This is a genomic window from Paenibacillus phytohabitans (genome assembly GCF_013141775.1).
GTDB classification, from domain to species: Bacteria; Bacillota; Bacilli; order Paenibacillales; family Paenibacillaceae; genus Paenibacillus_AQ; species Paenibacillus_AQ phytohabitans.
In genome coordinates this window covers 41,858-64,795 of record NZ_WHOB01000067.1, presented here as the reverse complement: position 1 = coordinate 64,795, position 22,938 = coordinate 41,858, and the positions used below count along the sequence as shown (strand labels likewise).

Annotated in this window: 12 protein-coding genes; 8 read left to right on the top strand and 4 right to left on the bottom strand. The window is 50.1% G+C overall.

What is annotated here, in order from left to right; translation table 11 throughout:
- Window positions 1–124: 124 nt before the first annotated feature.
- Window positions 125–1,294, top strand: coding sequence for a DUF4317 domain-containing protein (locus tag GC101_RS22595; protein ID WP_076248902.1), 1,170 nt, complete (start codon window positions 125–127; stop codon window positions 1,292–1,294).
- A 140-nt stretch (window positions 1,295–1,434) separates the two neighbouring features.
- Here GC101_RS22595 and GC101_RS22590 read toward each other — a convergent pair whose 3' ends face one another.
- Window positions 1,435–2,019 (bottom strand): DUF4304 domain-containing protein, encoded by a 585-nt coding sequence (locus GC101_RS22590; protein ID WP_171719108.1) that lies wholly within the window; start codon window positions 2,017–2,019, stop codon window positions 1,435–1,437.
- Between the two features lie 367 nt (window positions 2,020–2,386).
- Here GC101_RS22590 and GC101_RS22585 point away from each other — a divergent pair, with 367 nt between their 5' ends.
- A complete protein-coding gene (locus GC101_RS22585) occupies window positions 2,387–8,686 on the top strand; it encodes an S-layer homology domain-containing protein (RefSeq protein WP_171719107.1) in 6,300 nt (2,099 codons plus the stop codon).
- 82 nt (window positions 8,687–8,768) lie between these two features.
- On the opposite strand, the gene GC101_RS22580 is transcribed toward GC101_RS22585, so the two are convergent.
- The gene (locus GC101_RS22580; RefSeq protein ID WP_171719106.1) at window positions 8,769–9,218 is read right to left on the bottom strand and encodes an IS3 family transposase; all 450 of its coding nucleotides are present in this window, start codon (window positions 9,216–9,218) and stop codon (window positions 8,769–8,771) included.
- Window positions 9,219–9,220: 2 nt separating this feature from the next.
- Window positions 9,221–10,162, bottom strand: a complete 942-nt coding sequence (locus GC101_RS22575) for a helix-turn-helix domain-containing protein (RefSeq protein ID WP_039292517.1) — start codon at window positions 10,160–10,162, stop codon at window positions 9,221–9,223.
- 176 nt (window positions 10,163–10,338) lie between these two features.
- On the opposite strand from GC101_RS22575, the gene GC101_RS22570 reads away from it, so the two are divergent.
- Together GC101_RS22570 and gnpA are read left to right on the top strand one after the other, a co-directional pair.
- The gene (locus GC101_RS22570; RefSeq protein ID WP_171719105.1) at window positions 10,339–11,358 is read left to right on the top strand and encodes a glycoside hydrolase family 88/105 protein; all 1,020 of its coding nucleotides are present in this window, start codon (window positions 10,339–10,341) and stop codon (window positions 11,356–11,358) included.
- A 12-nt stretch (window positions 11,359–11,370) separates the two neighbouring features.
- Window positions 11,371–13,539 (top strand): 1,3-beta-galactosyl-N-acetylhexosamine phosphorylase, encoded by a 2,169-nt coding sequence (gnpA, locus tag GC101_RS22565; protein WP_171719104.1) that lies wholly within the window; start codon window positions 11,371–11,373, stop codon window positions 13,537–13,539.
- An 87-nt stretch (window positions 13,540–13,626) separates the two neighbouring features.
- Here gnpA and GC101_RS36595 read toward each other — a convergent pair whose 3' ends face one another.
- Entirely contained in the window at window positions 13,627–15,438 is a 1,812-nt protein-coding gene (locus tag GC101_RS36595; protein ID WP_171719103.1) for a flagellin N-terminal helical domain-containing protein, read from the bottom strand.
- A 167-nt stretch (window positions 15,439–15,605) separates the two neighbouring features.
- On the opposite strand from GC101_RS36595, the gene GC101_RS22555 reads away from it, so the two are divergent.
- From GC101_RS22555 to GC101_RS22540, 4 genes are all read left to right on the top strand, one after another.
- Window positions 15,606–16,874 carry a helix-turn-helix domain-containing protein gene (locus GC101_RS22555; RefSeq protein WP_171719102.1) on the top strand — a complete coding sequence of 423 codons (1,269 nt, stop codon included), beginning with the start codon at window positions 15,606–15,608 and terminating at the stop codon, window positions 16,872–16,874.
- Window positions 16,875–17,111: 237 nt separating this feature from the next.
- On the top strand, window positions 17,112–18,278 hold the full coding sequence (locus GC101_RS22550) for a GyrI-like domain-containing protein (protein WP_171719101.1): 1,167 nt from the start codon (window positions 17,112–17,114) through the stop codon (window positions 18,276–18,278).
- A 249-nt stretch (window positions 18,279–18,527) separates the two neighbouring features.
- A complete protein-coding gene (gene yaaA / locus GC101_RS22545; RefSeq protein ID WP_171719100.1) occupies window positions 18,528–19,298 on the top strand; it encodes a peroxide stress protein YaaA in 771 nt (256 codons plus the stop codon).
- Window positions 19,299–19,495: 197 nt separating this feature from the next.
- Window positions 19,496–22,858, top strand: coding sequence for a HEAT repeat domain-containing protein (locus GC101_RS22540; RefSeq protein WP_171719099.1), 3,363 nt, complete (start codon window positions 19,496–19,498; stop codon window positions 22,856–22,858).
- Window positions 22,859–22,938 lie beyond the last annotated feature (80 nt).

The following is a 22,938-nucleotide window of genomic DNA, read 5'->3' as shown; positions in this document are numbered from 1 at the left end:
CTGAATTCCTGTGGCGTGTGTACACAACTGAACAGAACCGGCAATAAAAACCCTTCTGGCGAAGGGTTTTTATATCGTTTATACTGATTAAACCAATTTATTTCATAGGAGCTGTGCCCAGAACATGATAAAGAAAGAAGCTGCACATATACGTAAGCAATTTAAGATGGATCACGATCAGCTGCATCTGTTCGATATTCTGAACGTGTATATTATGAAGGAAACCAATGAGATCTACCATTGTGAACGCCAGCCGTTCGCCATGCTGGACCGCGAAAAGCAGGAGCTGTATATGGCGAATTTCCGGAAACTGCTGACCGGGGAGCTGGATCATAAACTGTTCGAGCTGAAGTTCCTTGAAGAAGCGGAGGAGCCGTCGCAGGTCATGCTTCATCAGGGGCTGGTGACGGGAGATCCGGAAGAATGGCAGGACCTGATGCTGATGCTGGTGGATAAAATGCTGGTGGACGTCAAGTATGAGAAGGATGCGGTAATCACGTTTGTCCGCGGACAATACTTCCGGCCGACCAAGGCCCGGAATGATGAAGCCGAAGAAACCGGCAAGGATGAGATGTTCTCACATCCGTTCATCCTATGCAGTGTGAACTCCACGGAGCAGCAGCGCAAAACCCTCCTGTTCGATTACGTGGAGCGGGAATTCAAATACAATGTGATGGTTGATCCGATCATCAAGCTTAGCACGCCGGAGCAAGGTTTCTTCTACCCGAGTGTAACGGACAACTATTCGGATATTAATCGTATCCTGTATTGTACAGGGAGCTCGAATAATCCGAACCCTCATTTCATCGAACAGGTGCTGAATGCGGAGCGGTCCGTGACAGCCATGGAAGAGAGATCCATCTTTGAGGATATCGTAAAGGAAATAACGGGCGAACAACTCGATGTGGCGACCATTGCGCAGGTATATGAAAGTATTCATCAGGTCATCGAGGACCATGAGGATGAGGAAGAGCCGCCGAAGCTCGATTACCGGGATGTAGAGCGTGTGCTGAAGGCAAGCGGCGTAGAGGAAGTGACGATGGAGAAGGTAGAGCGCGCGTTCGAAACCATCGTCGACGATAAGAATTATGAGATGAAAGCAAACAGCGTGATCCCGAAATTCACGTCCAAATCGATCAAGATCGATACAAAGGTAGCTTCGATTACGGTCAGCCCGCAGGATCTGAAGTATGTGAGACAGGTGAATTATCAGGGGAAACGCTGTATCCTGATTGAGATTGATGAGGATGCTGTAATTGAAGGGTTTACACTGATGTCGGAGAATCTATCCTGACCTGTGCAGATAGATGTATATTGAACAAGGGCTATCCCGGCGTCTCCTTACGAGAGCGGGAAGCCCTTTTATTTGTGTAGGGTTGGTGCGAGTGCGCACGGGCCGAATGTATGCGAAAAACCGAACCCAATGTGCTAACGCTAATGCTTCAGCCCGTATTTCTCCCAAACCGCTGCATACTTCTTCTCCAAGATCGCCCAGCGCTTCTCGGCGCCGTATTTCGCTTGGAGCTGCTTCAGGTATTGCTCCGCAGTCTCTGTATCCCCTGTATCCAGCAGGAACCCGAAGGTCTCCTCACTTAAATGCAGTGCTGTCCGCTGCATATAGTATTCAATAATGGCCCTGGCATCGGTTAAGGTGTACAAGAATTGAAGACCCTGATCCAAATGGAGCAGCAGGTCTGCCGTGAACTTGTCCACATCTACCTCCGGCGTCAGGAAGTAGCGTTCCGGGGCGGCGAGGACGATGTTCCTGATCCGGACATAGAAGTGAGGCAAGCCCAGAGACGAAGCAGGCCTATATTGCGCAAGCTCTTCGGAATGAAGACTGTAATTCACATAGAAGCTGAGTTGCTTGTGTGTATTGTACTTGTATTTCTGGATATTGATTTTATAGCTGAGTTGGCCTTCTGTTTTGTAGAAATTCAGATCTTTTGTACGATAGCCCTGTGCGGAGAAAAAAGGTTTCACGTCTTGCTTGATGATCGTCTTAAACAGCTCTTGCAAAGGAAGCCCTCCCCATCCATAGTTAATTATGATGACCTTCTGATTGATCACATGCCAGGCACCATTCTACTATAGCAATAAATACTTGCAGATGCCAAAAAGAGGAACCAGAAGTAAATGCGGAATCCAATGATAGGGTTACCCCGGAATAGATATAGACATAGGACCTGGGCATGGATGCTTGGGTCTTTTTGTTATAAAGCAATAATAAAAGTCATGTGAATCAGGCTAATTACTGCGATTGTTTGTCAAAAATTAAACTTATTCATACGAAATGTCGATAAAGTAGGCTAAGGGTTTTTGTTGTGCGCTCATACGGAAACGTTATCAATTTATAAAAGATGCTCATTCGACAAGGAGGAACGAAATGTTAAAAAAGATAGGCAAGATAGGTTTGGCTCTAGTGTTAATCCTTGGGTTGCTGCCTATTATGTCACTCCGGGCTTACGCTGCCGTGCCTTCATTTAATGAAACAACGGATTTTGTGATTGAGCCTCCGGTTACATACAGTGCAGGCAAAAATCTTTCTGCTGCCCAGGGTCTTCTGGACGGAAGCACAGCAGTATTGCTGAACTCATTTGTTTATGAAGGCAATACTTACGTTTCATCTAATTTTCTGAGGATATTTGATAATACGGGAATGCTCATAACGGATATTAATCTGAGCAGTTTGATGGACACTTATTACAAAATGACGGATGTAAATATGCTTGTGCTAAATAACGGCAATCTATTAATTACGTACAACAAAAGTGACTCGGGCGAAAATAATCTGCAATTGGGCACAGTTACGGAGAGCACTCCTAATACCTATTTCATGGTGCTTGATAAAGCGGGGCACAAAGTAACCACCCAGACTCAGATAAATACATTTAGTGATGCTAGTCTTCCGCAGCTTACACGCTTTGTATCGGCAACGGAATTGTCGGACGGCAATATAGCCTTTTCCTGGCAAAGAAACGACAATAAGAGCACGGTTACCCGTGTGTTCACCGCTGCGGGTTCGCCTGTTACAAGTGAAGCACTTCTGGTAGATGCTAATGCGAGCATGTCTTATGTATCCGCCGGAGATGGTGTATATATGGTTGCTTACAATTCAGGAGCTTCAGCCGATTACATCTATCTGAAGATATTCAGTAACAGCGGAACGCTCTTAAGAACAATTGATGTAGGAGCAAGAACGAATGAGAAACAACTGTATCTGTCTACGCTGAACAACGGGAATTTCATGTTCAGCCAATATTACTGGGTGAATGACAGATCCACGGTCTCTTTATATGACAATGAGGGGAACAGCCAAGACGGATTTGAGGTCAACGGCTATCTGGGTGAAGCTTCGGCTGCAGTCTATAAGGATGGTGCACAGCCCGGATTCGTAACAGTAAGCACGGATCCCATCTCCAATGCTGCCATCAACGATGCATACAACTACGGTACAGAATGGTCAGGAACTCAGTATGCTTACCTGAACTACTATGATTATGAAGGCAACCTGGTCCTAACCTCAGATCAGCCTGTAGATTCCGCTCCGGTGGTATTTCAGGGATATGATGAAGACAGCTGGATGTTCGATGTGGAATATTATCCGAAATTCGCTTTGTATCCCGCCTTCGGCGATAAGGTTGTTCTGATCAAAACAGATAATACAGATGCCAGTCACTATAGAATAATCGGCAAAATGTTTGACACAGAGGCTTCAATTCCGGTTGCACTGCTGTCAGCGGTAGCTGACGGCGTGTCCGGAACAACAACATCGACGAAGATTGATCTGACCTTCGATACCGCGATTGCCGGACTGACGGCAGGCGATATTACAATTACAGATGGCACTGGTTCTGCTGTAAAAGGAGCTTTGAGCGGGTCAGGGACAGATTGGAGCATAGGGCTTACTTCAGTAACAACTGAAGGTGACGTATCGGTAGCGGTAAATTCGACAAGCGGGTACAAGATCAGCGGTTCGCCGATGACGGTAGCTGTATCGCTGTTCACGGCATTGCCGGAAGCGACGCCTGCAGCTGAAATAGACTATGCAGCTGAGCAGCTGACGGGACTAACGGCAAACGGTGCATACACGTTGAACGGTACGCTGGCAGTAACGGCGACAGTAGATGGTAAGCTGGCTATAGATAGCAGCTGGCTGGGAACACCGCTGAGTATTGTGAAGAAAGGCAACGGTTCGACGACTATAGATAGCGTGGCGCAGACGGTGAGCATCCCTAGTCGTCCGGCGGCACCTACTGGTGTGGCAGCGGTGGATGAAACGGCAATAAGTGCCGAAGATGGCACATTGACTGGGGTAACCACGGCGATGGAATACAAAAGAGGTATCGCGGGGACGTGGCTTGGTGTATCAGGCGCAACCGTGACAGGGCTTGCGCCGGACACGTATTATGTACGGACGAAGGCGACGTTAGCGGCATTTGTATCAGAAGAGCAGAGTGTGACGGTGGCTGCGTTTGTGCCAACGCCGGAAGCGACTCCGGCAGCAGTCATAGACTATGTGGCTGAGCAGCTGACGGGTCTGGCGGCAAGTGGTTCGTATACGATAAAAGGTACACTGGCAGTAACGGCGGCCGCCGAGGGTAAGCTGGCTATAGATAACAGCTGGCTGGGAACGTCGCTGAGTATTGTGAAAAAAGGTAACGGTTCGACGACTATAGATAGCGCGGCGCAGACGGTGAGTATTCCTGTTCGTCCGGCGGCACCTATTGGTGTGGCGGCGACGGAGGAGACAGCAATTGGTGCCGAAGATGGCACATTGACTGGGGTAACCACGGCGATGGAATACAAGAAGGGCACGTTAGGTAACTGGGGAGATGTTACAGGCGTAACCGTGACAGGACTTGCGCCGGACACGTATTACGTCCGGACGAAAGCAAGTTCGATGGCGTTTGTGTCGGAAGCACAGAGCGTGACGGTGGCTGCGTTTGTGCCGACGCAGGAAGCGACCCCCGTAGCTGAAATTGACTATGCGGCAGAGCAGCTGACGGGTCTGACGGCAAATGGCGCGTACACGATAAACGGTACACTGGCAATAACAGCGGCCGCAGATGGTAAGCTGGCAATAGATAGCAGCTGGCTGGGAACTTCACTGAGTATTGTGAAAAAAGGTAACGGTTCGACGACTATAGATAGTGCGGCGCAGACGGTGAACATCCCTGTTCGTCCGGCAGCACCAGTTGGTGTGGCTGCGGTGGATGAAACGGCGATAAGTGCCGAAGATGGCGCATTGACGGGTGTTACCACGGCGATGGAATATAAGAAGGGCATCGTGGGTGCATGGGTGGATGTTACGGGCACAACCGTGACAGGGCTTGTACCGGACACGTATTACGTTCGGACGAAGGCGACGTTGGCGGCATTTGTATCAGAAGAGCAGAGTGTGACGGTGGCTGCCTTTGTGCCGACGCCGGAAGTGACTCCGGCAGCAGTTATTGACTATGCGGCTGAGCAACTGACGGATCTGACGACAAACGGCGCGTACACGATAAACGGTGCACTGGCAGTAACGGCGACCGCAGATGGTAAGCTGGCAATAGATAGCAGCTGGCTGGGAACTTCACTGAGTATTGTGAAGAAAGGCAACGGTTCGACGACTATAGATAGCGCGGCGCAGACGGTAAGTATTCCTGTTCGTCCGGCAGCACCTACTGGTGTGGCGGCAACGGAGGAGACAGCAATTGGTGCCGAAGATGGCACATTGACTGGGGTAACCACGGCGATGGAATACAAGAAGGGCATCGCGGGTACGTGGCTTGGTATAACGGGCACAAGCGTGACAGAACTTGCACCGGACACGTATTACGTCCGGGCGAAGGCGACGTTGGCGGCATTTGTGTCGGAAGCACAGAGCGTGACGGTGGCTGCGTTTGTGCCGACGCAGGAAGCAATCCCGGCAGCTGAAATAGACTATGCAGCTGAGCAGCTGACGGGACTTACGGCAAACGGTGCATACACGTTGAACGGTACACTGGCAATAACGGCGACCGTAGATGGTAAGCTGGCTATAGATAGCAGCTGGCTGGGAACTTCACTGAGTATTGTGAAGAAAGGTAACGGTTCGACGACTATAGATAGCGCGGCACAGACGGTGAGTATTCCTGTTCGTCCGGCAGCACCTGCTGGTTTGGCATCGACGGATGAAACCTCGTTAAATGCTAACGATGGTACTTTAACGAACGTAACAACTGCAATGGAATACAAGAAGGGGACAGCAGGTGCGTGGACGGATGTGCCGGGCACAACTGTAACGGCACTTGTCCCGGACACCTACTATGTCCGGACGAAAGCAACGGCAACGACATTCATCTCGGCTTCGGTGCAACTAACGGTATTGTCGTTCACGGCAACGCCGGAAGCAGCTCCGGCCGCAGAGATTGACTATGCGGCAGAGCAGCTGACAGGTCTGACACCGGACGCTTCATACACAGTGAATGGTATACCAGTAACAGCGGCAGCGGATGGTAACTTGGCCATCGACAGCAGCTGGCTGGGAACGTCACTTAGCATCGTGAAGAAAGGCAACGCTTCTACGACTACAGACAGTGCAGTGCAGATGTTAAGTCTTCCAGCCCGTCCGGCAGCTCCGGTTGGCGTGAGTGTTACAGATGTGACGTACAACGGGGCGAATGACGGTACCCTGCAGAATCTGACAGTCCAGATGGAGTACAAGATAGGCAGTACAGGCCTTTGGTCAGAAGTTACAGACACAATTATTACGGGTCTTGCACCGGACACGTATTATGTACGGGAGAAGGCAACGTCAACAGCATTCGCTTCTAATATTGCTCAGGTTACCGTTCATGATTCGGATGCAGTCATCCCGGCTGCACCTGAAGTGGCAGCGGATGACCAGAACAATACGATTGTTGGTCTGGACACCAGCATGGAATTCGCAGTGGACGACGGAACTTTCGTACGCTACGACGGAACCAACCTGCCGGACTTGAGCGGTGAACACACCGTTAAGGTTAGGGTTGCGGCCAGCGGATCGGTTCCGGCGGGTCCGGCAACTACGCTGACCTTTACAATTAATGAGCTTATCCCTGCGGGGGGCTTGTCCGTGAGTGCCAGCGATCCAAGTGGTGCAGGGAATAACGGATATACGCAGATCAGTGTTACGCCGGAGCCAGCTGCAGGACATAAGCTGCTGTACAAGAATTTCGGCACGGGCAGCGTTGTTACACCTAATGCTGGGGAAATCCTGACGGGATACACCCTTGTAGGAATCGATGGTCTAATTCCTGCAGCTAACGGCGATAGGATTGGAATAGCAGAAGTGGATGCTGACGGCAAGGTAGTGAAGTACGGCAGCGCAACAGCGGTTGTTGTGGCAGCTAATACCGTAACACCAGATCCCGATCCCGTCATTCCGGGAACCGGAACCAGTACTGGTTCCGCGGCAAGCAATGTTACCGATGTGATCGTCCTTGTTAACGGCAAGGAAGAGAACGCGGGCAAAGCCACAACAACGACCTCCGGAAACTTGAAGATAACTACTATCGCTGTTGATCCGGCGAAGCTTCAAGCGAAGCTGGATGCGGAAGGGAATGGCGCTGTAGTTACAATTCCGATGATGCTGGATTCCAACATCATCATCGCGGAGCTGAACGGCCAGATGATCAAGAACATGGAGAATGTATCAGCAACCCTGGTGCTTCAGACAACCAAAGGGACTTATACTTTGCCGGCATCCGAGATCAACATCGGTGCGTTGGCTGAGAGACTCGGAAACGGGATGAAGCTGGAGGACATTACGCTGAGGATTACGATTGCTGAAACCCCGGCATCCATGAACCAGGTAGTGACAGCTGCTGCAGGCAGAGGGGGCTTCACCCTTGTTGCACCGCCAATAGATTTCACCGTTACCGCAACTTACGATACATTGACAGTCGAAGTGAGCCGGTTCAATGCTTACGTGGAGCGTACAGTAGCTCTTCCGGATGGTATTGATCCTAACCGGATTACGACGGGAATCGTCGTAGACCCGGATGGTACAGTGCGCCATGTGCCGACCAGACTCGTCCGGAAAGACGGCAGGTATTACGCAGATATCAAGAGCTTGACGAACAGCTCGTATGCGGTGGTCTGGCATCCGCTGACTTTTGCGGATGTGGACAACCACTGGGCGAAGAACGCAGTGAACGATATGGGATCGCGTCTGGTCATTAACGGTGTGAACGAAACGACCTTCAACCCGAACGCAGACATCACCCGTGCAGAGTTCGCAGCGATTATCGTACGCGGCCTGGGATTGAAGCTTGCGGAAGGAACATCGGCGTTTGCAGATGTTGCAGCGGATAGCTGGTATGCGGCAGCGGTGGAGACAGCATCCGAATACGGGCTGATCACCGGCTTCGAGGACGGAGCCTTCCGTCCGGATGCCCGGATCACACGCGAGCAGGCCATGAGCATTATCGCCAAGGCGATGAAGCTGACAGGTCTTGCAGAGCAGACCGGCACAGTGGATACAGCAAGTGTACTTGCAGCCTTTACAGATGCAGGCAGCATAGGCGCCTGGGCCGGGGACAGCCTGGCGCTTGCAGCTAAGGCTGGCTTAATTACCGGCCGCGGGGACAGCAAGCTGGAGGCAAAGGCGAATGTTACCCGCGCGGAAGTGGCCGTACTGATTCAGCGGCTGCTGCAGAAGTCGGATTTGATTGATTAATTAAGTTAATTATAGAAGAAGCGAATCCAGACACTGTGCTGAATTCGCTTCTTTTTATATATAGTGGTTTATTGGAATAATATTATTCCTCCAGTTTCTTATCCACCTGCTTGGCGTAATACGCACGTAAACCAAGTTCCCGCATGTACTTTCCTACTGTGCGCTCGCTAATAATATAGCCCTCTTCCCTTAAGAGGAGGGTGATCTTTGGACTGCCGTACTGGCCGTGGTTAGCCTCAAAGAGGTAAGCGACCCGCTTTAGCAGTAAGGCTTTGCGCTTCGCCTGAGGGCTGACTTCGGCACTTCTCCATTTGTAAAATCCACTCCGTGATACTTCAAGAATGCTGCACAGCCTCTCTACCGTAAATTCGGAGCTATGGTCTTCGATGAACTGAAATCTTTGTGCTTTAGATTGCGGAAGATATGCGCGGGTCTTTTTTAGGACGGCAAGCTCCTCTTCTTTTGCCAGCACCTGCTTGTTCAGTTCGTGAATCTTGTCTGCAAGGACAGACTTTTCACCCTTACTATTCATTCTCATACCCACCCCGTAAATTCCAGAATACTTGCCTTCGCCGACTGCGTCTCGGACTGTGCACTCTTACGCCATTCCTTGGGGGACGTGCCCATTAGCTTAGAGAAACAGCGGTTGAAGCTGGAGATGGAATGAAACCCCACCTTTTCAGAAATCTCAAGAATAGAATCCTCGGTGCTCTTCAGCTGCTTACAGGCCTCTTCGATCCGGGTGCTGCTCAGGAAGTCGAGGGGGGCGGTGCCCATCATTTCATGGAATTTGCGGCGGAAGTGGGTGGTGCTCAAGTGGCAGAGGTCGGCCAGGAAGTCGATGGTCATCGGCAGCATATAGTTCCTGGTGATATACTCCAGCGCCGGGGAGATGACGAAGTCGCCCTTCAGATTATGCCCTGCTTCCTGATCGGTCAGCGCCTCATTCGTGGAATGGATCCGGAGCAGCTCGATATACAGCGACAGCAATAAGCCGTAGGCGCTCTCCTGATAATAAGGCTTCTGCTGCTGCAATTCCTCCACAATCGACGTGGCCAGACTATACACCATGGGGTGCTTATCCTTATTCAGGATACAGTTCTTCCCCAGCACCGCCCACAAATTCGGCTCGAAGTTGCTATAGGCGCTTTTGAAGGAATGCTGAAAGAGGTCCTCCGGCGAGAAAAAGAGATAAGACCACAGACTGGCCTCACCCGGAGAACTATACGTCGTATGCGGAAGGTACCGGGGGAGGAAGGTCACATCACCGGCTGTAAAAGGTACAGACTCGCCCTTGATCTCCATGATGCCGCTATCCGAATAGCAAATCCCAATCTCCAGGTGGTTATGGAAATGCAGGTGCTCGCTCTTAATATCGGAGATCTTCCAGCGTTCCCCGCTTAACAGCAGCACAGGGAAATGGATCGGCAGGCTGTAGTGGCGGTACTCGATGACGGGTTTCTTTTTTCTGGGCATATCCGGGGGCTCCTCTATAATATTAAAATAGATAAATGGTCGAAAATGCGCAGTTTTGCTGTGAATATGCTTAGATATAGAATATTTTACTGCTTACAATGGAGTATGTAAAGCGCTTGCAATGAGACGGATAGTAAGCGCTATTGAGGCGCGTGAGACAAGAGAGGGGTAATAAGATGATTCAAGTGGATTTCAACAGGGAAGAGATTCTAAGTATTATCGACAAGGTCACCAACAAAACACTGGCGATGGACTTAACATGGGACTGGCCTTGCGGCGTAGCTTATTATGGGGTATCCAGAGCTTATCAGACTACAGGGAACAAAGAGTACCTGGACAGACTGGTTCAGTGGGCGGATGAATATATTGAGCTGGGGCTGCCGGACTGGACGGTTAATACTTGTGCCATGGGCCACATGCTGATCACCTTGTATGAAGCGACTGGAGAGCAGAAATATTGGGATATTGCGATGAGCAAGGTAGAATACATCCGTAAAAATGCGCTGCGGTTCGGAGACAATGTGCTGCAGCATACGGTATCGATTTCTAATGATTTTCCGGAACAGGCTTGGGCGGATACGCTGTTTATGGCGGCATTCTTCCTGCTGCGTGTGGGCAGTAAGCTGAAGGATCAGGAGCTGATCCAGGATGCCCTCAACCAATACTACTGGCATATCAAATACCTGCAGGACCCTGGCACCGGCTTCTGGTTCCATGGCTACAACAATGTGAAGCAGGATCATATGTCCGGACTATACTGGGGCAGAGCGAATGCCTGGGGTGCGTATACAATGTCGCAGGTGAAGCCGCTTTTGAAGGACTGGTATTTGTATCCGCAGTGTATGGACGTGGAATGTTCGCTCCGTGATCAATTGGCGGCGCTGAAGCTTGTACAGACAGAGAACGGCTTGTGGCGGACGGTGCTGGATGATGAGGAATCTTATGAAGAAGTATCGGCATCCTGCGGCATTGCGGCGGCGATGATCAACAACGGCAATCCGCTGCACACCAAATATGTGCAAAAAGCGTTAAAGGGCATTCTTGCAAACATCAGCGAAGACGGACGTGTCCTGGGCGTATCCGGCGGCACAGCCGTAATGAAGGACCGCGAAGGGTACCGCAATATTCCAAAAGACTGGATTCAAGGCTGGGGCCAAGGCTTAGCGCTTGCTTTCTTGTCCGATATGCTTAAATAGGAGGGAACCGAATTGTCCAAACCATCAACAGGCGCTTTCACACTGCCGGGAGAATCCGGTTACGAAGCGCTAACGCTTGAACTCGCTGAACGCTGGGGTGCCGATGTCATCCGTGACAGTGACGGTACACAGTTATCTGATGAGATTATCAATGCCGGATACGGCATTTATTCTACAGTCTGTATCATCCGGGACCATAATGAATGGGCGTCGCAGAACCCGGATAAGCTGCAGCAGAGCTTCCTTATTACGAATCCGAAGGTGGCTGTGCAGGATTATTTGTCGGTCTACCTGATGGAGGATTTCTTCGCTGAACAGTTCAGAGTGAATGATTCCCGTGAGGCGTATAAGTACTGGCAGGTATATGACCGGACGACCGGTGAAGAAGTACCGAGAGAGCAGTGGAATTACGACCGGGAGTCAGGCAATGTGGTGCTTACCGGAATCGTACCTTGGCATAAATACACCGTCAGCTTCATGGCCTACCGGATCTGGGAAGAGATCTCCATGTACAATCACACCACGAACAACTGGAACAAAGAGCATCTGATGCAGATTGATCCTATGTATCAGGACACGCAGAAGTACCTGCTGGAATGGATGGAAGACTGGTGCCAGGAGCATAAGGAAACGACGGTTGTCCGGTTTACTTCCCTGTTCTATAATTTCGCCTGGATCTGGGGCAGCAGTGAGCGTAACCGCCATCTTTTCTCAGACTGGGGTTCCTATGATTTCACGGTGAGTGCGAGAGGTCTGGATCTGTTCGCGCAGCAATACGGCTATTCGCTGACGGCAGAAGATTTCGTGAACGGCGGCAAATACCGCGTCAGTCATATCCCGGCGGAGCAGCGCAAGCTCGACTATATGGCTTTTATCAATGATTTCGTGATCGGATTCGGCAAGCAGTTAATTGATATTGTGCATAAGCATGACAAGCTGGCGTATGTCTTCTACGATGACAGCTGGGTTGGCGCAGAGCCTTACAATGACCGCTTCGGTGAGTTTGGTTTCGACGGGATGATCAAATGTGTGTTCTCCGGATATGAAGCAAGGCTCTGTTCAGGGGTGGAAGTGGATACGCATGAGATCCGGCTGCATCCGTACTTGTTCCCGGTGGGTTTAGGCGGCGCGCCTACCTTCATGGAAGGGGGAAATCCGACACTGGATGCCAAAAAATACTGGATCAACATCCGGCGTGCCCTCCTGCGTGAGCCGATTGACCGGATTGGCCTGGGCGGATATCTGCATCTGGTCGAGCCTTACCCGGATTTCTGTGATTATATCGAGAAGATTGCGAATGAATTCAGAGAAATTAAAGAGCTGCATGAGCAAGGCAAGCCCTATCATATCAAGACCAGGGTAGCCATTCTGCATAGCTGGGGCAAGCTGAGATCTTGGACCTTGTCCGGCCACTTCCATGAGACGTATATGCATGAGCTGATTCACATTAATGAAGCTCTATCCGGTCTGCCGGTTGAGGTGCAGTTCATTGATTTCGAGGATATCCGCCAGGGCGTGCTGCAGCATATTGATGTAGTGATTAATGCAGGCAGTGCCGGTACAGCCTGGAGCGGCGGGGACTACTGGAAAGACAGCAAGTCTGTGGATGTCCTGACCAAATGGGTGTATGAGGGCGGTACCTTTATCGGGATTAACCAGCCTTCGGCGGTTGAGGGATACGACAGCTACTTCAGAATGGCGCATGTTCTGGGTGTGGATGAGGACACGGGTGCGCGGGTAGCACATGGCAAATGGGCATATGAGGTTCAAGCTGAGCAAGGTCTGGTGCCTGATGGCGCCAGCATTACACCGAAGAACGGCATCCATCTTACGGATGGTTCCGCTGCTGTGATGAGTGAGTTGGACGGTAAAATCACACTATCTGCGAATAGTTTCGGTAAAGGTAAGGGAATCTACCTGCCTTCCTTCGAATTCGGCTGGGAGAATACCCGTCTGCTGCTGAACCTGATCCGCTATGCCGGTAAGGAGCTACAGGATACGAAGTACATCCCGGATAACCTCTATACCGAGTGCGCGTATTATCCGGAGAGCAAGATGCTCGTCGTGATCAATAACAGCGACCAGCTGCAAAAGACTACGATCGAGACGGAGTATGGACCGCAGACTGTGGAATTAGAACCGTTCGATACGATTATTCGGACTATTGGGGAACAGGAATAATGAAAAGCTCAAGCCTGGGGTGTTATGCCGGGCTTGGGCTTTTTGTGTGTTGATTCGGATTTGTCCTGCTTGTTGTCAGTGCCTTCCCTATACAGAATTTAACAGCTGTAGTACGGCTTGAGGATTCTGATTGGCTTGGGCGAGCATTGTCTGTGTAGCCTGAATTAGAATGCTAGCTTTGGTGGAACTCAGCATTTCCTTAGCTATGTCGGCATCACGGATACGTGATTCTGCTGAGGTCAGGTTTTCATTGGAATTCTGCACATTGTCCAAAGTGTACTCCATACGGTTCTGCAATGCTCCATATAATCCTCTGTAGTTCGTTACTTTCGTTAGGGCTGCATCGGTCTGTTTCAATGCTGTCTCAGGTATGGAGGGGGGCACTATTCCCAGATTCGCAATACCTAATCCCTGCGAGGTTACATTGAACAGGGGGATGTGGATGACCTGATCTTGTCTATCCCCTGCCTGAATGTCGACTTTGGGTGGAACGTAATCTATATCAGTGGTATCCGTGTTCACAGTTGTATCGATATGTTTGGTTGTAACGGTCTCATGGGTTAGCTCATACACACCAAGATTTAAGGAAAACGGGCCATAAGTGAAGCCCAATGTTACACTCGCACCGGCTGGTAAATCGAGCTGCCAATCGAAATTAATCTGCGGTTGACCTACTGCAGGATTATTAATGGTCAACTCTGTAGGCGCCAGCAATCCTGAAGAATCATCAAACTTCAGGCCAGTATCAGCATCGGTCCCCGACAGGTTGAAGTTGCTTCCAGATGGAGGATTAATAATATTATTTCCAATAGACAGCGGATTTCCACCTGCATCTGTGATTGTCGAATTTGCGGGAGGATCAATCATATTGTCCAGTTTGATGTTGGTATCAAATGTATTCATGTTATTGATTACATACTTGATCTCCATGGAGTTATCAGGAAGTACTGTCCTGTATCTCATTATGGACAGGTTCGTACCGGAGAACCACATATGATCCCAAGCAGGATCTGTTCCAGAGCCGCTGCGTGATGAATATTCAACAGGTACCGAGCTTCCGTTCACTTCGATATTCTCAAACATTGCACCGTATACATCGCCAAGCTCCTTAGGTCCAAAGCTGGTTTTATTCATACCTGAAGAGAACCAATAGGCAGGCTTGGAGTATTGCGGATCATTTGATGCTGTTAACGTTTCGTAGACAGTATTATTGGTATCCGTTGTGGTTATTGTGTGAGTATCAACATTATACTCATTATATCCGGCGCTTCCGTCTGGAGTGGTAATCGGAATGTTAGTATTGGTACTCGAATATGTATGACTCGTTACTGTGGTATCTGTATTACTTATGACATGCTTGGGTTCATCGGGTGTTCCTTGCGGTTTGTAGACTACACTGGTAGATACTGTAGTTACTGGAGGCGGATCAGTTACACCAGAGATTGAACTGCTGCTTGAACGATCAGCAAGGATTGTGTAATCATCCCGTGCCAGCAGGTTAATTGTATTAAATTCAGAACTCTTTGACAGGCTGTCTAAGGCGTCGGTAAGCTGCTTTATTTCCTGGTCGATCATCTGCCTGTCGCGATCGCTATTTGTACCATTCAATCCCTGAACTATCAATTTTCGTTGTCTTTGCAGAATTTCATTCATCTCGTTCAAGCTGCCTTCAGCTGTTTGAACGAGGGATACACCGTCCTGAATATTCCTGGATGCCTGCTCCAATCCTCTGATTTGTCCTCGCATTTTCTCGGAAATGGATAAGCCTGCAGCATCGTCAGCTGCTTTGTTGATGCGTAAGCCAGATGACAGCTTTTCCATACTGTTGGAACTGGCCTTGGTGTTTCTTCGCAGCATATTATTTGCATTTAGAGCAGATAGATTATGTGAAATTATCATAGTTCATACCTCGGAGATAAATATTGTAAATTCTCATACATATTATCACAAAAATAGACACAGCGTCCATGACTCTTCACGGGTTCTTTTTGCATTTATGTGATGGTGATAATACACAAATGGATCACACATTGATACATTTACTATAAAAGAATGGAGGACTTCCCATGGACAAATCCACCCGCTTCAAGCAATCCATAGCCTTCATAGAGGAACGTTTATACGAAGACATCAACCTCGGACAAGCTGCGCAGGCCGGGTACACCTCGCTGATGCAGCTGTATCGTGACTTCTACACCTATACAGGACACTCGGTAAAAGAATACATACGCAAGCGCAGGCTGGCAGCCGCGCTCGGGCTGATCCGAGCTTCGCAGCGTCCGCTTGCTGAGATTGCCTACTCCTGTGGCTATAGCTCCCAGCAGGCTTTGTGCAAATACGTGAAATCCGCAACCCATATGACACCGCTAGAGTACCAGAAGAGTGAAGCCTGCTACTTCTTCCCCAGATTCGACAGTGAAACCATCCGGCAGGTAACCGTCACTGCTGAAACGATCCCCAAGACCTTACGCGCGAAATTCTATCATCCCAAGCAGTACGGCATTGAGCAACAAGCGCTAGAAGCGCTGCATTTTCTAATACCAGAATACCCGGGCAGAATCTTCGGCAGAAACGGGCAGCAGCGGGACGGCTTATTCTGTTATGAACTCGCTGTGGAGTATGATGCGGATTTGCTAGACAGACTGGCAGACAGCACTTTTCAGGAAATAAAGCTGGCTCAAAAATTCAGTTCAACCTTCGCGAAGACAACCGTTAGGAACGATGAGGCCGAGATCGGGCTGGCATGGGATTATCTCTATCTGAAGTGGCTGCGAACCAGCATGTTCGTGCAGGATGACGGGCGTTATTTCGAAGAATATATCTGCAAAAGCAGAAAGGTGAGGAAGCTAATTCTGTATCTGCCGGTGAAGAGGCGGACGGATTATGACAAGATTAGTGTGAACTTCTGTGCAGGCTTGGAGTTTCTGGTGTCGTCCCGGGAAGGGGATCAGGCAGAGGAGGAGGCATCTGCTGCGGTGATGAACTATATTTCCCGGCATACCCCTGAGGCGATAAGCGCAGTTAGGGAATTCTATGTAGCCCAAAAGGGCTTAAGCTACACCTGCGGAGTGCGGCTGGAACAGGCGATAGAGCTTCCCATAAATAGCGGGCTAGAAGTAATGCGGGTTGCCGCAGGCCGTTATGCGATGCTTGAGTGCAGCAGCTGTAGTGACCGCGGAGTGTTTATTGCTCTTTTGGATACATGGATACAGGAGCACGGATGGAGTAAGGATGAGCTGCCTGCTTTTACTACCTATGAGACCGGAGGTCAGGGTGACCCGGACGCTATCACAATGAGAGTGTGGATCAAGCTGAAAGATGTTAAGAACGGATAATATTTAGTAGGCGGTCATCTATAAACTAAATCTATATAGATTGAACTGAGGAAGACAATACAGGATGAGAATAGCGGAGGGGGATTTTGGAACTGTAGGAGCGGTGCCTCCGCCTTTGTCACCGGATTTCTACTGCGGATAGCGGTAACAATCAGGAAATCTGGTGACAACAGCGGCCGGAAGTCCAAATATTCACCGCAGTTATGAACAACATCTATATAGGAAGGGAGCACACAAATGAATCTAAGAAACCAAGCACTGCCGCAGCAAGCGCCCGAAGATTACAGTCCCCGTGTGAAGCCGGTAATCCTGAGAATGGTGGAGGAGATGAAGCAGATGGGAATTACAAGTGAGATTCATGTAGAACAGATTACAGAGCTGTGCAGTATTGTGGACCGGCCGGAGATGAAAGTGGTGGGTATCGCGCTGCCGGTTTCGTATGAGAGCCGGGGGTATGGCGGTTTCCATAGGTCTGAGCATGCGAGCTGTACGTTGAATGATTACTTGTATACCAAGAAGCTGACTTCAGAAGGCGATATCGCGCTCCTCTCTGGTCTCATCAGCCGGCAAATCAAAGGCAAAGAGGTTGTTACCGTACGATCAGAGGTACAGGGTGACGGCAATTATAAAGTCATTGTGGGGTATGAGGTAAGCAGCTTCGACGGGTTGCCCGCCCATTTGCCGGAATATACGGAGACGCTTACAGTGCCAGCTTGCTGCTATGCCAAAGTCCTAATCAACGAGACTAAGGAGGCTGGACGGATCGGCTATGATGAGCGGATGCATGCAGATGAATATTTCGTTGGCCAATTCCGTAATGACACCAGCTACGTCTATAACCCTTCCGGCCTTAGCTTCAATACATATGATGACTCAGGGGAGATTCTCACCAAATACGAACCCGTTAAGATACCGGGAAAGGATGCGGAGCGGTTTGACTCTTTGCGCTTCAAGGCGGTGACATTGCCGGAGATGAAGATCGCCTGCAGCATGACGCTGCCGGATGATGAGGAGTTTGTAATCACGAAATATTTCGACGTGCAGGACCAGGTATTCGCCACTGAGGCGGCTAAATATTATCTGCATGATTATTACGGTTTTCCGGTGAACAGTGAGGAGGAGGGGAAGGTGAACTCCTGCTTCGGCACCAGAGTCAGCACCTTTGAGTCACTTCCTGATTGCGTGGAAAAGATTACAGTGCCCGGAGGCATCTATCTGCACATTACCCAGCTCGAAGTGAATGGTGATAATCCGGGTATGCCGTATGATGTGGCGTTCAATCATCTGGATGAGTTATTCCTGAATGCTCACCCTGAGTATACACGTGACTGGAGCAGGCATGTGATCGCCCGTTTCCGGCAGGCGAACTGTGCCTCCGTATTTGTGCCGCTTGCCAGCGAATAACTAAATAAGATGGATAGAAGAAGTAACAAAAGGCGGGAAGGAACGAAGGGGGATTTTGGAACTGTAAGAGCGGTAATAATCAAGAAATCTGGGACAACAGCGGCCGGAAGTCCAAATATTCACCGCAGTGACGACTAAGCTTTAAGTTAGTATACTAAGTTAGTATCTTGAGTTCAGCTTATATAATATAAATTATGATAGTATAAAGGTACATTAAGTTTTCCCCGCAGGGGTAGAAAAGGGAGCAGCATGAGAATCATTATATCGCCTGCCAAGAAGATGAAGACGGACACGGATTTCTTGGATTACCGCCAAGTGCCGCAGTTCATCAGCGATTCGCAGACTCTTCTGGGCTTATTACGCAAGTTGAATTATGAAGAAGCCAAAGCGCTATGGAAATGCAATGATGCCATCGCCACGCTGAATATGGAACGGATCCGGGAGATGGATGTCACCAGGAATCTGACGCCGGCTATCTTCTCATATGAGGGAATACAGTACCAATACATGGCGCCCGGGATCTTTCAGACGGAGGAGCTGGACTATCTTCAGCAGCACTTGCGGATCTTGTCTGGGTTCTATGGGATCGTCAGACCTTTTGATGGCGTTGTACCGTACAGGCTGGAGATGCAGGCTAAGCTGGGCGGTAAGGGCTTCAGTTCTCTCTATGAGTTCTGGAATAGAAGGCTGGCGGACCAGCTATTATCGGAGAGTGACATCATTCTGAACCTGGCTTCCAAGGAATACAGCAAGTGTATCTCCCCGTACATTGGCAAGGACGCTCGAATGATTAGTGTGGTGTTCGGGCAGGACATCGGCGGCAAGGTGGTTGAGCGGGCGACGCTGGTCAAGATGGCCAGGGGCGAAATGGTCCGCTACATGGCCGAGCGGCAAATTACCCGCGTGGAGGATATCAAAGGCTTCGACGGGTTTGATTTCGCATTTGCAGAAGCCTTGTCAGATGAGAACACGTATGTGTTTATCCAACAGAAGCGCGATAAGAATGAAATGGTAGAGTAAGGCTTGCAACGGGTAATCTTGAAGACGGTTGAATAACCGGATTAGGGTTGCCTTTTTTTGTTAAGGAGATTATCTAAGCTGAATAAAAGAAAATAACAATAGCGCAAATATTCACCGTAGTGACAATTGAGTTTAAGTTAGTATCTTAAGTTCAGCCTATAATGAATGGAACCAGAACAGGTTAACGAGGAGGAGTTATGATTTTGAGAAGAGATCCATTGGACAAGCAGAGCTTACTTAAAGAACTGGATTCACTAGGTTACTCCGACAGAATCAGAAAAGTAACGACATTGGGCCGTGAGCACCTGGGATCAGCCCGGTACTCCGAATTACTGGCCTCATTACTGGAGGGCGGTGCGTATGAAGCGCGCCTTGCCTTAATGGGTGCCATCGCCACACTGGATGCCCCGGTTATTCTGTCTGCGCTGCGGCATCCTCTGGCAAGCATCAGGAACACGGCTGCGGGTCTGCTATCCAAAGCAGCTTCAGATGAAGAGATTGAACGTGAGCTCCCGCATTTATCACATGATTGCCGCCGCAAGCTGCTCCGCACCATTTCACAGATAGACCGTCAGGAACTGGCGGAACGCCTGTTACCTGTGGTATACGCCCGGTGGGGTGCGGAGGAGGCAGCGATTATACTGCAGGCCTGCCATGCGGCAACGGTTAGCAAGTGGCTTGCGGATATCGGTTTTGCCATCAGAGACTGGAAGAAGTTAGCCAGCCGGCATCTTGATGTAGTAGCGGAATACTTCGCAGCCACGCTGGAGAGCACCCCACTCAGGGAAAAAGGGCATGTCTGGTCGAGGTTCTCGTCTGCTATGGAGCATCTGTGCAATCATAAGGCGGATCTGATGCTTGCGTGTGCACTGAATCACGGTCCTATGGGCATTATACATCCTGCACTCAAAGAACATCTGGGCACACTTGTGCGCCAGAATCCGGATAAGGTGTTTCAGCTGCTGACACAAACGGAATTGCGGAGTGATCTGCTGTCCCATGGTGTTCCTGAGGCTGTGCTGAAAAGAAAGAAAGTTCTGTCCATAGACCAGTGGATCGGGATTGCGAAATTACTCGCAGATTACCCTATGCATGTAGCGAAGCTGCTTGAACATATGGCGCCGTCTAACCGCAAGGTGATTTTTGATGCCGTGTATGAGGAGGATAGACGCAAAGAGCGGATTTTCCCGGAAAAATTACTGTATGTATTGCCGCATGCCTTGCGTGATAAGGAGGCTGCCCGGATGCTTGGCCTTCGTGAGATCAAGGATAACCGGGACCGCACCCTCCGTATTACCGCCAGCCGCTCCATTCTTCATTCAAGAGAGCAGCTTGAGCTGGCCACACGGGTATCCAGTGCAGACGAACGTGCTACGGCGCTTATGCAGCTGATCCGAAGTACGGTTCTGTCGAGGCAGGGGATGAATGAAACCCTGGTCTATCTGGGCCGGATTAAGAATGACCAGGACCCTGTCCGCAGCGCAGTGTTCAAGGAGCTGTCGGAAAGTCCTGCGTCTGTATACGAGGATGCCCATGTGCAGGCGCTTACTTTACTCGTTGATAGTGTTATCGATGCCAGAGATACCTCGCATGGTACGAAGTTCTCTGTCCAGCAGCTGGCCTTTGCGATTCTGCGGCATAACGCAGGGCAGCCTCACGGTGAGCTGTTCAAGTTCGCGTTAGATACAATCAAGAAGCTGGCCAAGCAGAACGGGCAGCTATCCCTTCCATCACTGGAAAAACTGCCCCAGGGCGTAGAAGAGAGGATCTTCGACGGCATTTATGCCTTTGCTGCACAGGCCAACCGGACAGAGAACTACTATCTGGTAATGAGCCTGGCGGGTTCTTTTGGCAAAAGAGGTCACGGTATTATTAAACTTCAGAATCTGTTAAAGGAAGCCACGAGGTCCACGGCAGATGCAATAGCTATGCGTGCAACCCGGCTCTGGCTTGAGCCACATCAGACGCGTGATGCCAGAGTTAAGGAACTATTGGCTTCGGATAAATCGTATATTACGATCCATGAAGTGTTCCGGCACCTGCACTTGAAGCGTCAGGAGTGGCTCGATCCATTCATTTCGGGGGCTGTGATCAAAGGCAGGTTCCTGTCAGGCAAAACGATTTATCCCGTGCCGGCGGAGAGCGGATTCTACCGGTGGCTGCCGCGTCAGCAGCAAGCTTACAGTTCCCTCTTAGCGAAAATTGCGGATGATCCTAAGCGCAGTCTGTCCGAGCGTGCAAGAGTGATCAGGATTATGGCCGGTATGCCTGATCTTGGCCCGGACAGGCTGCTTGGACTGGTACAGGATAAGGAAGTCGCTGTAGCAGAGGCGGCACTTCATGCCCTGTCACTGCTGGAGGAGCCGGAGAAGGTGCTCCCTGTTCTGCTGGATAATCTGGATGGAGACCGGGCACGTGTAGCTATGTACTCCATACCAAGGTGCATCCGCAGAGTGAATCCGGTGTTATTGGTTACCTTGCTGAAAGAGCTGCTAAACAGGGATAAGCTGAAGATTACGGTCCGGAAAGAAGCCATCCGCTTGCTGGGCGCGTATAGAAGTGAGGACAGCCTTCCGCTGCTCCTGAACGAGCTCGGCAAGCCAAACGCCCATAAGGATGTGATCATCGCCATAGGGCATGCTGCGAAGCAGCTTTTGGATGATGAACGCAGCTGGGAGATTCTAAGGGCGATCGCTGCTTCCCCGCAGAGTGATATCGCACTAAGCTTATTATCCCAGCAGCCTAATGCTCTCCCGTTTGACTATAGACCGCGCTATCTGGCCTTAATCATTGAGATTGCCGATCATCCGGATGCGTCCGTTGGCAGATACGCGTTTGCTTCAATGATTTGGTGGACTAATGGAAATGAAGATGTGATTGCTGCTGCCGCTGCTCAGGCGATTACGGACCTGGAAGACAGCACGAGATGGGAAGTTGCGGTGAATACGCTGATCGAAACCTGCCGCGACGGCAAGGTCAACGAGGTTGTAATTGGTGTTTGCCGGAAGCTGGCCGGTACAGGGATAAGCGGGGATCAGAATGCAGCTGCGGGAAGAGATTTGCCTCACCGGCAGCGCCTCCAGAAATTAATCAACCAGCTGACCTCGTTGCCGAAGAATACACGTATCCATCTTATCCCTTTGTACCTGGGACTGATCGATTGTCACGCACCCGATGAGACTTTACAGCAGCTTGTGATGAAGTTGTATATCGCAGCCATGGACTGGAATAACGTGGAGGAATCCGCCGCGTATCTGAACCGGATGGTTGATGGCATGTCAGATCAGCCGCAGCTGTTAAGCGAGGCGTACAGCCAGATCGCCCATAGCATACAAGACAGCACAGGGTACTGGAATCCCGAGATTCTGCTCGAAATTGTGGATGTGTTAGGGGCTGAGCAGCGTTACGAATCCCCGTATATGGGACTTTCATTGCTGGAAGTAGCAGGACAGGCTCTACATTGGAGCCCGGAACCGGCAGAGCGTTTGCGGTCGTTCAGAAATCATACGAACCTTGCGGTCCGCTCGCGTGCGCTGAATATTTGGACAGCGAGGGAGTAGAGGTTTAGCGGACATGATCCATAGTGTTGTTCCTGATTGACAATGCGCATGTACTGGCTTTTCCGGGATAACGGATCAGA

Excerpts from the sequence above, each read along its gene's own strand:
- GC101_RS22595 (WP_076248902.1), top strand. The coding sequence starts at position 125 with ATGATAAAGAAAGAAGCTGCACATATACGTAAGCAATTTAAGATGGAT.
- GC101_RS22585 (WP_171719107.1), top strand. The coding sequence starts at position 2,387 with ATGTTAAAAAAGATAGGCAAGATAGGTTTGGCTCTAGTGTTAATCCTT.
- GC101_RS22580 (WP_171719106.1), bottom strand. The coding sequence starts at position 9,218 with ATGAATAGTAAGGGTGAAAAGTCTGTCCTTGCAGACAAGATTCACGAA.
- GC101_RS22575 (WP_039292517.1), bottom strand. The coding sequence starts at position 10,162 with ATGCCCAGAAAAAAGAAACCCGTCATCGAGTACCGCCACTACAGCCTG.
- GC101_RS22570 (WP_171719105.1), top strand. The coding sequence starts at position 10,339 with ATGATTCAAGTGGATTTCAACAGGGAAGAGATTCTAAGTATTATCGAC.
- GC101_RS36595 (WP_171719103.1), bottom strand. The coding sequence starts at position 15,438 with ATGATAATTTCACATAATCTATCTGCTCTAAATGCAAATAATATGCTG.
- GC101_RS22555 (WP_171719102.1), top strand. The coding sequence starts at position 15,606 with ATGGACAAATCCACCCGCTTCAAGCAATCCATAGCCTTCATAGAGGAA.
- GC101_RS22550 (WP_171719101.1), top strand. The coding sequence starts at position 17,112 with ATGAATCTAAGAAACCAAGCACTGCCGCAGCAAGCGCCCGAAGATTAC.
- yaaA (WP_171719100.1), top strand. The coding sequence starts at position 18,528 with ATGAGAATCATTATATCGCCTGCCAAGAAGATGAAGACGGACACGGAT.
- GC101_RS22540 (WP_171719099.1), top strand. The coding sequence starts at position 19,496 with ATGATTTTGAGAAGAGATCCATTGGACAAGCAGAGCTTACTTAAAGAA.